Genomic DNA, 11,316 nt, shown 5'->3' with positions numbered 1-11,316 from the left:
ACGACTGGGCAACCGCTTGCCGTTATGACTGAGGCGCTTAGCTTTTCCTACCCTGACAGTTCTAGGGTGGTAGACAACGTCTCGCTGCACATTGCCGCTGGGGAACGGGTAGGCATCATTGGCCATAACGGCTGTGGCAAAACGACGCTGTTTATGCTGCTGTGCGGGGTTTTGACGCCTTCTGAGGGAAACGTTTGGCTCTTTGACGAGCCGGTGCAGCCAGGGCAGTTTCGGCCTGAGGTGGGCCTGCTGTTTCAAGACCCAGATGATCAGCTTTTTTCGGCCTCCGTGGCCGATGATATTGCCTTTGGGCCGCAGAACATGGGCTTAGAGGATGCGGAGGTGGCAGTGAGGGTGCAGGAGGCGCTGGCGCTGACAGGGCTAGAGCGGTTGGCAAACCGGCCTCCCCACCATCTGTCTGGGGGGGAGAAGCAGATGGTTGCGATCGCAGGTCTGCTCGCTATGAAGCCCCGCATTTTGCTCTACGACGAACCCACCGCTAGCCTCGACCTGCGCACTCGGCGACGGCTGATCCACTTTTTGCAGCAGGCTCCTGAAACCCTGCTGATTTCCTCCCACGACTTAGAGTTTGTGCTGGAGGTGTGCGATCGCGTTTTACTCATCGACGATGGCCGGGTAATTGCCGATGGCAACGCTAGAGAAGTTATGGGCAACCAGGCCCTCATGGAAGCCCACGGGCTGGAAAAGCCGCACTCTCTTGTGCTCCACAGTGAGCCTCACCACCGCAGCGGTAATCCTCCTAACCTCTAACCAGATCTAGAGGGGCTTAACGAAGCGAAACGACGTGATCACCAGCCCTTCTCGGAAGTAAAAGCGGTGAGCATCGGCTCGCTGCACGCCACTGTCTAGCTGCAAAGAGCTGCAGCCTTGGGCTTGGGCCTGCTCATGGAGCCAGGTGATGAGCTGCTTGCCGTAGCTTTGGGAGCGGCTGCTCGCATCGGTCACCAAATCATCGACATATAAAATGCGGCCGTGGGCCAACAGATTCTGAATCCGGAAGCCTGCTACGGCTTTTACCCCATCTTCCGCCTGAACGTAGACCAGCTGATAGCCCTCCTGTCGCTGCTGCAGAACCCGGTTGATAAATTCTGCCTGGCTCAGGTGCGGTCTAAGTTGCACCATCACCGGAAAGCAGCGGCTCAACTCGGTTTCAGATCGGGCATAGCGGATATCCATCCTGTTTCCCTCACACAACTGCGTTGAAAGCCATTTGCCAAAAGTCTGCCTCTAGTGCGGCTACCCGCAGAAAAGCTGCCTGGGCCTGCTGCTGCGCCTCTGGGGTTGCTGTTGCCAGCGCGACATCAGCCTGCTGAGCCAAGATTTTGACATATTCAGTAAAGCCCAGATTGCCCCAGCGGTCGGCAAATTCACTGTAGGGCTGGGGCATAGGCCCCGGCAGTTGCCAGCCCTGATTGTAAGCATACTCAATGGCCCAAAGAGCCGTTGCCTGAACGGCATAGGGCACTGTTACTAGGCTGGCCATAAACTCGCAGTACTGCTGGCAGGTGGCCTGACGGGGTGTGTTTAGCTCTAGCTGCCGCTCGGCGGCTTTGGCCTGAAACCAGAGCAGTTCATCCTTTAGGGCTCCAAGGCCGCTTAGCAGGCTGTCGAGATTGGTGTCTGGGGCAGCTGCCAGTACCCGAGCCAGCATCCGGGTAAACTCCTTGACAAAGAGATAGTCCTGCACCAACCAGGTATTAAACTGCTCCGGGCGAATCGTGCCGGTCTGACAGCCGCTCAAAAAAGGATGAACAGTGGCCTGCTGCCAGGCGGTTGGATGGGCGTCAATCAAATGCTCGCAGGTAATCGCCATGTCCCTACAGAATTGCTTAGATCAGGTTGATTTTAGCTGAGCGCAGCTACAGACGAGCCTCAAGAGCAGCCTATCAGAAGCAATTGCTGCCTATTCGTGTCAGAATTTTGGATGCCCCTCAGGGCATGACCATTAGTAGAAAGGCCAGTACACATGCAGGTGACTCGCTCAAAGCTGTTGCGCCGATTTGCTTTGAGCTTAGGAGTTGGATTTCTAGCGGTGGCCTGTAGCGTGAACCGCAACACAACGACGCCACCAGCAGACAGCGCTCCAGTTGACTTGGACAAGCCTTTGAAAGTAGGCACGGCCCCCCCTTTTCCGCCTTTTGAAATGAAGGATGCCCAGGGTGAACTAGTGGGGTTTGATATTGATCTGTTGACCGCTATTAGTGAACAGACAGGGCAAACGTTTGAGATCGAAACGCTGGCCTTTGAGGAAATTATCCCAGCACTTCAAGACGGTAGGCTAGATGCCGCAATTAGCGCTATTTCTGTTACCCCAGAGCGATCGCAAGCCGTCGATTTTTCCCATCCTTACCTGGACGCAGGGCTGGTGATTGCGGTGCGCCAGAACGAGCAAGCTATCTCCTCTGAAGCTGACCTTGAGGGCAAAACCCTAGCGGTGCAGCTCAATACGGCAGGGGCCAGTCAGGCTATTGAGATTATGGGCTCTAAAATTATCCCCTTCAGCACGGCAGATGAAGCTATTGCAGCTTTGGTTGAGGGCAGGGCTGATGCCGTGATTCACGATAAGCCTGCGGTTTTACATGCGATCGCAACCCAAAATCTAGACACCGTTCGCCTGCTGAAGCGACCTTTGACCTATCAGGTCTACGGCATCGCACTGCCCCCAGAATCGCCCCACACCGCCACCCTCAACGAAGCCATAGAAACCTTGGTAGAAAACGGCACCTACACTCAGATCTATGAAAAATGGTTCGGCACAGCCGCCGCTAAGGTTCCCTAAGGCCAAAGGCAACCCGTTAGAAATAATGCCCTTTGAAATTCCCCCATCGGCTCTATCAGACCCCACTTATCTACGCCACCGACACTGGATGAGGCGGGCGCTAGAGTTGGCAGAAGCGGCAGGCGAAGCAGGCGAAGTGCCCGTAGGAGCCGTCATTATTGACCCCGAGGATCAGCTCATTGCCGAGGCTGCCAACCGCCGGGAACGAGACCACGACCCCACTGCCCATGCTGAAATTTTGGCTCTGCGGCAAGCCGGCCAAGTTCGAGGTACCTGGCATCTCAATGACTGCACCCTATATGTCACATTGGAGCCCTGCCCTATGTGTGCCGGTGCCCTCATTCAAAGCCGGTTAGGGCTACTGGTCTATGGAGCCGATGATCCCAAAGCAGGCGCTATTAGAACGGTTTTGAACCTGCCAGACAGCGCCTGTTCCAATCATGTTTTGGCCGTTTTACCCGGCATTTTGACAACTCCCTGCCGTCAACAGCTACGCACCTGGTTTGCCGACCGCCGCAGCACTAATCGCCAGTCGTGAGCGGGTCAATCAACTCGGGTAATTAACATTGGGGATCAGCTGGGCAATCTATTTCTATAGGTAGACACAGGACACCAGCAAAACTGTCCCTATCCATAAGACAGCTTTCAAGAGACCCAGTAATGTGTAACTAACAAAACTGATTAGGGGTCTTCACGGGTCTTGTCGCTATGGTTTCACTGTTCCCGTTAACTATGCCAACTCTCCAGCTTCCAACCAAAAAAGTGGCGCTGACCCAAACTAAACCCACGACCTCCCGCTGCTCCCCGCTACTAACGCCCCTGGCCTACTTTCTGGGCCAGCGCCTTGTTCTTCCCTTTTACTTTGGCAAAATCTCAGTGAGCGGTCAGGAAAACCTGCCTACCAGCGGCCCTGTGATCTTGGCCCCTACCCACCGGGCGCGATGGGATTCTCTAGTGCTGCCCATGGTAGCGGGCCGACCCGCCACCGGACGTGACCTGCGCTTCATGGTCACTGCTGACGAGGTCAAAGGTCTGCAGGGCTGGTTTATTCGGCGACTGGGCGGCTTTGCTGTTAACGTGAGACGGCCTACCATTTCTAGCCTGCGCCACGGCATTGACCTCCTTCTAGGCGAAGCGATGCTGGTTATCTTTCCGGAAGGCGGCATTTTTCGCGACAACCGGGTACACCGCCTAAAGCCCGGCTTAGCCCGCCTAGCTGTTCAGGCCGAGGCGATTAATCCAAAGCTAGACGTGCAAATCGTCCCTATCAGTCTGCATTACGACACCCCTTTTCCCACCTGGCGCAGTAATGTTCAGATTGTCATCGGTAGGCCAATTCTAGTGGCTAACTACGTGGGAGACAATCCCAATGCCGATACCCTCAAAGCCAATGCCAAGCTCCTCACAGCTGACCTACAAAAGGCCCTAATCATCCTCTCAGAAGATCCCCAATATCCCTCAGCCGATGCCTAAAGCATAGTCATGCTTCACATACTGGGGAAAAGTAGGCCCTAAATCCTAGTGAGGCTAGAAGCCTGCCCCCTCTTCTGCCCTCTGCCCTTACCTCTAAATCCCTAAAATCAACTCCCACTGCAAAATCTGCCCAGTAGCTCCCGGTGCATTATCAACAGCCCGCAGCTGCCAGTTACCAGCGGCCGTGCGTCTAAGCAAGCGGGTTAGCGCTGGCGTGGTCGCCAGTGTATAGGTTTGTCGCAGCTGGGTTTGATTTCCCAGAGTGCGCCCCTGGAGCAGCACCCGTTCCCCGTCAGGGGCAACCACTGACACATCAATGTCGCCCAAAAATTCGTGATCTATTTCAACTCGAACCTGGATGTCCTGTACCTGGCCCTGGTCTGTGATCCGAATAGAGCTGCTTGTCCCCGCCGGATTGGCATCGGCAATGGCAACAGCAGATGTTGATTGCGATCGCACTACCCGCTGCACTGACCTGCCTAGATAAAGCCGTCGGCGAGCTTCCTGCACAGCTTTAAAGGCGTTGACTTTACCATAGCCAAACCAGAGGGAGTGGCCATTTTTGTCGTAGCTACCGTAGTGCAGACCCAGCTGCGGGTCGGGGTTAGCATCCACGACCTTGTCGGCTGTGCTCTGCAAAATCTCGCGCACTTCACGGGCCGTTAGATTTGGGTTGGCCGATAAAATGAGCCCAGCCACCCCAGCCGCTACCGGGCAAGCACTGGAGGTGCCGCCAAAGCTGTTGGTGTAACTGTCGCTGCTATAGCCCGCGCCCTGAATGCGATCGCTAGTCACCATCCCCAAGCCCGGTAGCGATTTTTGAATAGTCGGCCCAGTTGCCACAGCGCCAACTCGGGGCAACGCCATATTGGGTGGAGCATTATTGCTAGGAGCCGCAATAGCAATGTGCTCCCCCCAATTGCTGTAGGCTGCCTTTTGCCCTAGGCTAGTCGAAGCCGACACAGCAATCACGTCTGGATGCACCGCAAAACCGCTGAGCCATTTAGTCTGACCCTGCACCACGTTGTTGGGCCAGTTCCGCTCATTCACTGTGCCGCTGACCGGGCGATTGGCGTTGCCTGCCGAGAACAAAATAACGCAGCCCTTACCCCCGCGCCCCTTAGTAGCCGCCCGATTAAGCGCCGCCTGCTGCCGCAACGACAGCGAGTAATACACTGAGGCCGGAGACCAGCTGCAGGAAATCACGTCGGCCCCCCGCTCCACCGCCCCGTCAAACAGCCGCTCAATCGACTCATCATCCAAAAATCCGGTTGTCCGGATCGGCATGAATGAGCAGCCCGGAGCGACCCCCACAATGCCACTGCCGTTTTCCTCACCAATAGCCAACCCAGCTACAGACGTGCCATGGTTTTCATCGGCAGTCATAGGCAGAGGAGCGCTGTCTCGATCCTTCAAGTCGGCAGGTCCAACCAGCTTCCCCAGACCCTGTAAGTCAGGGTGCTCTAGATCAAAGCCATCATCACTGATGGCGATGACAACCGAGCGGCTACCCCGAGTTAGGTTCCAGGCTGGCTCAATGTCAATGTGAGAAGAGGAGGCCAATCCGCCGCCGCTGCCGCTGTGAAACAGGTGCCACTGCTTAGGATATAGGTTGTCGCTGGGTCGATAGAGCGTGTCTATCTGAACAACCACATTAGGCTCTGCTGTCAGCACCTCAGGTAACCGCATCAGGCGATTGGCAATCTTGATCGGGTTCTCTGTAGCAGTGGGCGACACCTCAAAAATGTAGGTGTTGGGAATACCCTCCAAAGGTCGGCTACGGATCAGGCCGAATTGGGATGCGATGGCTAAAGACCGCTCCTCAAGGAGTGTTGCATCTTGCCCTTGAGCCGCAGCCCCTAGGTCAAATTGAATTGTTAGCTGCTCAGTCAGGTAGACCCAGGTCTGGAGACTCACCGCTAGCCGATAGACATGACTGGCAAAGATGACTTCAGCTGACTGCCGTGCCGCTGCTAAGATTTCCTCCAGCCGTTGAGGTGGCACTGTCCACTCTATTAACTGCCCTTGGGCAACAGGCCGCACCGACTGCGGCTGGAGGCGCGCCCGCACAGTTTCTAGATCTTCAGGTTGTCGCAACCGGGTCGTAAAGCGGTCAGACACCTTCTCCAGCAGCAGTTCTTCTCCCCCCCGCTGCAAGATTAGCCCCTCGTGACCAGCACTGACGCCCAACTGGCTGCTGTTGCCCATCTGATTTGTTTCAGTCATAATCGCTTGATGCGCCGATTTTTGATCTGGAGGCAAGCAATAAGCAGGCAGATGGTCGCTACTCCAGTAAAAGGAACCTTTAGCTTAATCTGGTCGTCTAACTCAAATGCGCTCTGCTTATAGTGACATCTTCCCTAGAGAATACCGTGGGCAGATCGAAGCATATTGAAATGATAAGATACCCCAGTATCGTCTTTAATCGGCTGTTTTTTTTACCTGTAGAATAGAACATCCATGGCCGCTTCTCCCAAGGTTCGCTTTTTGCCCACCGTGTTTGCCGGTGCAGCCTTAGCACTAGCTCCACTCCTGCTTCAGGCTCAGCCAGTTCGGGCTCAGCTGAGCGATCCCTCCTCCCAAGTCGCCCCCCCAGAGCAGACTCAAGAACTCAACGAACTGCGACCACTTAACCAGGCATCTAGCAACCTCAGTATTGCTTCTGGCCAGCAGCTGATGCAGGAAGCCACTGCCGCCATTGCTAGCCAAAACTATGCCCAGGCAGCCGAAAAGCTGCAGGCGGCTCGAGAGGCATTTAACCAAATGTCTAATTTCTACCAGGAACTGTCGAACATGTTTTTGGGCGTCGATAGCCGGCTCACCCAGAGCAATCGCGGCAAAGCTCTGGAAACTGCCCAGCTACGCGATCAGGCTACTTACCAGCTAGCTCTGGTTTACCGCGCTCAAAACCGCGCTGATCAGGCGGTTCCCCTGCTAATGGAAATTTTGCGAAGCCAACAACCCACCCGTGATCTGGGTCAGCGAGCTTACCAGCAGCTGTTCGAATTAGGCTTTGTGGATGAGCCCTACGGCAGCGGTTCGGCCTCCTCTACTCGGTAGCTCTGCTGCAGCACAAACCCGCTGGAGGGGAACCTGATTCGCTAAACTGGAGTTGATCGAAGTCGTATCGATTTCTATTATCGAACCAGTATTGAGGAAATTTGCATGATCAGCCCAGATCAGGTTGAAGCGATGATCAAGGCCGGGCTGCCCGATGCACAGGTCCAGGTTGAGGATCTAACTGGCGGCGGTGACCACTATCAGGTCACCGTCGTTTCGTCTCAGTTTGAGGGCCGCAGCCTGGTGCAGCAGCATCAGCTCGTTTATGGGGCTGTACGGCAAGCCATGTCTTCTGAAGCCATTCACGCCTTGGCCCTCAAAACTTTCACCCCGGATGCTTGGGCTTCCGGTCGTTCGGCTTAAGTGTAATACCGTTAGTTTTTAAGGAGACCTTTGCAGTTATGGCACTCGAAACCCAAGAGCGAATTCAAAAGCTCGTTCAAGACAACAAGATTATGGTGTTCATGAAGGGCAACAAGCTGATGCCCCAATGTGGATTCTCCAACAACGTTGTTCAGATTCTTAACGTGTTGGGTGTTCCGTTTGAAACTTGTGATGTGCTTGCGGATCAGGAGATCCGTCAGGGCATCAAGGAGTTTTCAAACTGGCCCACAATTCCTCAGGTCTACGTCAATGGCGAATTCGTCGGCGGTTCTGACATCCTGATTGAGCTATACCAAAACGGGCAGCTTCGGGAAATGGTTGAGGTCGCCCTAGCTTCTTAAACAGCTATTGAAGCTCTTGATTCCTAGGGGCGTGTCAGACGCCCCTATTTTTGTAGTGGGTCAGATGCAGTGGGTCAGATGCAGTGGGTCAGATTTCTCTAAGGGGTTCTCTCAAGAGAATTAGAAATAATCGGGCTCAGATTCTGGTTCAGGCACAACAAAGTTAGACGTGTCGTGCAGAAAGCGCAGCACTTCTTCCTCAAGGCGGTGGATCAGGTAAGGTTCTAGGGCATCGGAGTGGCGTAGGGAAGTTAGGTAACCTTCCAAATAGAGGCGCAGCTCATCGGTGCGGTATCCTCGGTTCCACTGCTCCATAAGGGCATCAGTGATGCGCTGATAATATCGGATCGTTCGAGCGTCCTGAAGCATAGGTTCGCGAAAATATGGGTTGGGGATGCGGATATAGCTCTAACTGTAAGCAAAAAAGCTTGCGAGCAGCATACCCCAAGGGTAGAAACAAAAGAGGGCTTTTCGTAACATTTGTTTCGAATTTAAACACATAAGTTTTTATTTAGGCAGTCTTAAGTGCTCCTCACAAACCTTTTCGCTCCCATACCCATATCAATTTCACTGGAAGCGCCTGTCTCCTAGGGAGAGTAACGCTAGCTACAAAACCTCCTATTTTCGTTTGTTAGTCTTAGAGGCATTAATTTCGCGCTGTTTCTCCTGTGAACTTCAGTGGGATCTGTTTCAGTTCAAATCATTGAAGGCAATCCCCATCTGCGATCGCTGCTCGGCTGGCACCTCCAGCAGGCTGGCTATAGGGTCTACCAGTCAGCAGATATCGCGCGGGCAAGAGAAACCTTCCAAACCCGCCACCCAGACCTGGTTATTTTAGACTCTCAACTTCCTGACGGGGACGGTTTAGAGCTGTGTCGCTGGCTGCATGGGCAGGGGCAACCTTTGGTGCTGATTTTGTCCGCTAGCAACGGGGAGTCGGATATTGTCACTGGCCTCAAAGCAGGAGCCGATGACTATTTGACTAAGCCCTTTGGGATGCAGGAGTTTTTGGCGCGGGTAGAAGCCCTAACCCGTCGCATTCGCACCCTAGCAGCGCCCGCTTCTCTAGCCTACGGTGACCTTAATATCGACCTAGTACAGCGGCGAGTTCGGTTCCGCAACGACTTTATTGATCTTACGCCTCAGGAGTTTAGCCTGCTCTTTGTGCTGACCCAAGCAGCAGGCTCGCCTCTGAGCCGCACTGATTTGCTGCGTCGGGCCTGGCCCGATGCCATTGATAACCCCCGTACCGTTGATACGCATATTCTCTCTCTACGCAAGAAGATCGAGGTTGACCCCCGGCAACCCAGCATTATCCAAACCGTTCGCAACGTTGGCTATCGGTTCAATATCGAGCGCGCCATTGCTGAAGCCGCAGCCCAAAACCATAACGGCCACATCAGTCAGCCCAGTCTTGCATCCTCCTGATTTTGGATTTGGTTCTATCGGGAACGCAAAAGACCAAATCAGCTGCAGCCCATTGAAACTGGCTCTAATAGTCATCCGAACCCAAAAAGGTACCCAAAAAGTCGGATCTCCCCCTGCGCTTTTATGGTGAAAACAACTATAATTCAAAACATCCTAATGAATGGCTCAGACTAAAAATAATCGCCGTGTTTACCAGTGTCTCACCCCTTTCTGCGTCAGCGGATATTCAGCAAGACCTGTTTGAAGCCATCGAGGCTCTTAAGCAAGAGTTAAACGCCATTATCCTGGCTCACTATTACCAAGAGCCCGATATTCAGGATGTGGCCGACTACATCGGCGATTCTCTAGGGCTTTCTCAGAAGGCAGCAGAGACTGATGCAGATGTCATCGTGTTTGCTGGGGTTCACTTTATGGCAGAAACTGCCAAAATTCTAAACCCGAACAAGCTTGTGCTGCTGCCCGATCTCAATGCTGGTTGTTCTCTAGCAGACAGCTGCCCACCAGAGCAGTTTGCCCGCTTTAAAGCTACCCATCCCAATCACGTAGTTGTGTCCTATATCAACTGCACAGCGGAGATTAAGGCCCTTAGCGACATTATCTGCACTAGCTCCAATGCTGTCAAAATCGTCCAGCAAATTCCCTTAGATCAGCCCATTATCTTCGCCCCCGATCGCAATTTGGGCCGCTATGTTATGCATCAAACGGGGCGTGACCTAGTGCTGTGGGAGGGGAGTTGTATGGTGCACGAGATCTTCTCTGAGAAGAAGCTGGTACAGCTGCGGATGGAGTACCCCCAGGCAGAGATCGTGGCTCATCCCGAATGTGAAGAGCCCGTGCTGCGACATGCTCACTTTGTAGGTTCTACTACGGCTCTGCTGAAGTATGTTCAGAACAGCCCTCGTGACCAATTTATTGTGGTAACTGAGCCAGGGATTATCCACCAGATGCAGAAGCAGATGCCAGACAAGCTGTTTATCCCAGCGCCGCCCAACCACAGCTGTGCCTGCAATGAGTGCCCTCACATGCGGCTCAACACGCTGGAGAAGCTTTATCTTGCCATGAAGAACCGGCAGCCCGAGGTGACTTTGTCTGAAAGTACTCGAGTAGCGGCACTGCGTCCGATCCAGCGGATGTTAGAAATGAGCGCTTGACCGAGCAAACTCCTTCCTAGCCCACTGATTACCTATTGTGAGGAGGCGGCCTGAGCCCAATTTTGCCAATAGCCAGAAGCCAGATCAGGGATGCTCAATGAAGCGCCGCAAGCGGTCTGTCATCCGATCTACGATGTTTTGGGGCTGTTGCAGGTCGGCTTTGGCTTCCTGCTCTACTTTCTCCACTACGCTAGTGGGAAGATCCAACAGCGCCACCAGCCGCTGATAGGCTGCTTCTTCTTCGGGGTTAATAACTGGCTCTTCTGGTGCACGAGCACTGGCACTGATAACCTCATAGGCTAGCTGCAGCACAACCTCACGCTCTTCCTGGGCAGGAAGTTTGGGCACCAGTTCTTCTAGTGGAATGTTTTGCATCAGATAATCCTGCAGTTCTTGGCGCAGGATTTGCTGCCGCTCTGCCGTAACAGAAAATAGGCTGCTAAACCGATCTAGCATTAGGTTTACTTCTTCGGTCGCCAGGTTGCCATCGCTCCAGGCGAGAGACGCCACAATTCGCATGAGCGTCATCTGACGAGGGGAAATAGACGGTGGCGGTGGGGGCTGTAGGGTCATTAGTCGTGTCCTCAATCCAACAGCAATCAGCCAGCCGATGACAATGCTGACTTTGGATCACCGTATCATGCCGCTCATGGTCTGGTTGTGGATGTTATTAATGTCT

At 53.9% G+C, this 11,316-nt stretch carries 14 protein-coding genes; 9 read left to right on the top strand and 5 right to left on the bottom strand.

Annotation, left to right across the window (positions count from 1 at the left end; translation table 11 throughout):
* Positions 1-24 precede the first annotated feature (24 nt).
* Positions 25-771, top strand: coding sequence for an ABC transporter ATP-binding protein (locus tag H6G13_RS06165; protein ID WP_347277451.1), 747 nt, complete (start codon positions 25-27; stop codon positions 769-771).
* A gap of 6 nt (positions 772-777) precedes the next feature.
* On the opposite strand, the gene H6G13_RS06160 is transcribed toward H6G13_RS06165, so the two are convergent.
* Together H6G13_RS06160 and H6G13_RS06155 are read right to left on the bottom strand one after the other, a co-directional pair.
* Positions 778-1,197 carry a GNAT family N-acetyltransferase gene (locus tag H6G13_RS06160; protein ID WP_190482276.1) on the bottom strand — a complete coding sequence of 140 codons (420 nt, stop codon included), beginning with the start codon at positions 1,195-1,197 and terminating at the stop codon, positions 778-780.
* 10 nt (positions 1,198-1,207) lie between these two features.
* Entirely contained in the window at positions 1,208-1,834 is a 627-nt protein-coding gene (locus H6G13_RS06155) for a TenA family transcriptional regulator (RefSeq protein WP_190482275.1), read from the bottom strand.
* A gap of 153 nt (positions 1,835-1,987) precedes the next feature.
* On the opposite strand from H6G13_RS06155, the gene H6G13_RS06150 reads away from it, so the two are divergent.
* From H6G13_RS06150 to H6G13_RS06140, 3 genes are all read left to right on the top strand, one after another.
* Positions 1,988-2,800: a basic amino acid ABC transporter substrate-binding protein gene (locus H6G13_RS06150; RefSeq protein WP_190482274.1), complete on the top strand. Its 813-nt coding sequence runs from the start codon at positions 1,988-1,990 to the stop codon at positions 2,798-2,800.
* Positions 2,801-2,825: 25 nt separating this feature from the next.
* Positions 2,826-3,338, top strand: coding sequence for a tRNA adenosine(34) deaminase TadA (gene tadA, locus H6G13_RS06145; RefSeq protein ID WP_190482273.1), 513 nt, complete (start codon positions 2,826-2,828; stop codon positions 3,336-3,338).
* Between the two features lie 170 nt (positions 3,339-3,508).
* Positions 3,509-4,273, top strand: a complete 765-nt coding sequence (locus H6G13_RS06140; RefSeq protein ID WP_190482272.1) for a lysophospholipid acyltransferase family protein — start codon at positions 3,509-3,511, stop codon at positions 4,271-4,273.
* 93 nt (positions 4,274-4,366) lie between these two features.
* On the opposite strand, the gene H6G13_RS06135 is transcribed toward H6G13_RS06140, so the two are convergent.
* On the bottom strand, positions 4,367-6,499 hold the full coding sequence (locus H6G13_RS06135; RefSeq protein WP_190482271.1) for a S8 family serine peptidase: 2,133 nt from the start codon (positions 6,497-6,499) through the stop codon (positions 4,367-4,369).
* A 234-nt stretch (positions 6,500-6,733) separates the two neighbouring features.
* Between H6G13_RS06135 and H6G13_RS06130 the strand changes: the two genes are divergently transcribed.
* The 3 genes from H6G13_RS06130 (at position 6,734) to grxD (ending at position 8,058) form a co-directional block, all read left to right on the top strand.
* Positions 6,734-7,333 (top strand): hypothetical protein, encoded by a 600-nt coding sequence (locus H6G13_RS06130; protein WP_190482270.1) that lies wholly within the window; start codon positions 6,734-6,736, stop codon positions 7,331-7,333.
* A gap of 105 nt (positions 7,334-7,438) precedes the next feature.
* Complete coding sequence (locus H6G13_RS06125) at positions 7,439-7,696, top strand: BolA family transcriptional regulator (RefSeq protein WP_190482269.1); 258 nt, start codon at positions 7,439-7,441, stop codon at positions 7,694-7,696.
* Positions 7,697-7,734: 38 nt separating this feature from the next.
* Positions 7,735-8,058 (top strand): Grx4 family monothiol glutaredoxin, encoded by a 324-nt coding sequence (gene grxD, locus H6G13_RS06120; RefSeq protein WP_190482268.1) that lies wholly within the window; start codon positions 7,735-7,737, stop codon positions 8,056-8,058.
* 120 nt (positions 8,059-8,178) lie between these two features.
* On the opposite strand, the gene H6G13_RS06115 is transcribed toward grxD, so the two are convergent.
* Entirely contained in the window at positions 8,179-8,427 is a 249-nt protein-coding gene (locus H6G13_RS06115; protein ID WP_190482267.1) for a DUF6761 family protein, read from the bottom strand.
* A gap of 309 nt (positions 8,428-8,736) precedes the next feature.
* Here H6G13_RS06115 and H6G13_RS06110 point away from each other — a divergent pair, with 309 nt between their 5' ends.
* On the top strand, positions 8,737-9,486 hold the full coding sequence (locus tag H6G13_RS06110) for a response regulator (protein ID WP_190482266.1): 750 nt from the start codon (positions 8,737-8,739) through the stop codon (positions 9,484-9,486).
* A gap of 185 nt (positions 9,487-9,671) precedes the next feature.
* Positions 9,672-10,637 (top strand): quinolinate synthase NadA, encoded by a 966-nt coding sequence (nadA, locus tag H6G13_RS06105; RefSeq protein WP_190482265.1) that lies wholly within the window; start codon positions 9,672-9,674, stop codon positions 10,635-10,637.
* Between the two features lie 84 nt (positions 10,638-10,721).
* Here nadA and H6G13_RS06100 read toward each other — a convergent pair whose 3' ends face one another.
* Entirely contained in the window at positions 10,722-11,210 is a 489-nt protein-coding gene (locus H6G13_RS06100) for a TerB family tellurite resistance protein (protein ID WP_190482264.1), read from the bottom strand.
* Positions 11,211-11,316 lie beyond the last annotated feature (106 nt).

The sequence above is a fragment of the Pseudanabaena sp. FACHB-2040 genome, assembly GCF_014696715.1.
Lineage (GTDB): Bacteria > Cyanobacteriota > Cyanobacteriia > Phormidesmidales > Phormidesmidaceae > JACVSF01.
Note: the sequence above shows the minus strand (reverse complement) of the source record. Positions and strands in the feature narration are given on the sequence as shown.

Bases quoted from the DNA above. Each gene is read 5' to 3' on its own strand.
- grxD (WP_190482268.1), top strand. From the start codon at position 7,735: ATGGCACTCGAAACCCAAGAGCGAATTCAAAAGCTCGTTCAAGACAAC.
- H6G13_RS06160 (WP_190482276.1), bottom strand. From the start codon at position 1,197: ATGGATATCCGCTATGCCCGATCTGAAACCGAGTTGAGCCGCTGCTTT.
- H6G13_RS06140 (WP_190482272.1), top strand. From the start codon at position 3,509: ATGGTTTCACTGTTCCCGTTAACTATGCCAACTCTCCAGCTTCCAACC.
- H6G13_RS06115 (WP_190482267.1), bottom strand. From the start codon at position 8,427: ATGCTTCAGGACGCTCGAACGATCCGATATTATCAGCGCATCACTGAT.
- H6G13_RS06135 (WP_190482271.1), bottom strand. From the start codon at position 6,499: ATGACTGAAACAAATCAGATGGGCAACAGCAGCCAGTTGGGCGTCAGT.
- H6G13_RS06125 (WP_190482269.1), top strand. From the start codon at position 7,439: ATGATCAGCCCAGATCAGGTTGAAGCGATGATCAAGGCCGGGCTGCCC.
- H6G13_RS06100 (WP_190482264.1), bottom strand. From the start codon at position 11,210: ATGACCCTACAGCCCCCACCGCCACCGTCTATTTCCCCTCGTCAGATG.
- H6G13_RS06165 (WP_347277451.1), top strand. From the start codon at position 25: ATGACTGAGGCGCTTAGCTTTTCCTACCCTGACAGTTCTAGGGTGGTA.
- tadA (WP_190482273.1), top strand. From the start codon at position 2,826: ATGCCCTTTGAAATTCCCCCATCGGCTCTATCAGACCCCACTTATCTA.
- H6G13_RS06155 (WP_190482275.1), bottom strand. From the start codon at position 1,834: ATGGCGATTACCTGCGAGCATTTGATTGACGCCCATCCAACCGCCTGG.
- H6G13_RS06150 (WP_190482274.1), top strand. From the start codon at position 1,988: ATGCAGGTGACTCGCTCAAAGCTGTTGCGCCGATTTGCTTTGAGCTTA.
- H6G13_RS06130 (WP_190482270.1), top strand. From the start codon at position 6,734: ATGGCCGCTTCTCCCAAGGTTCGCTTTTTGCCCACCGTGTTTGCCGGT.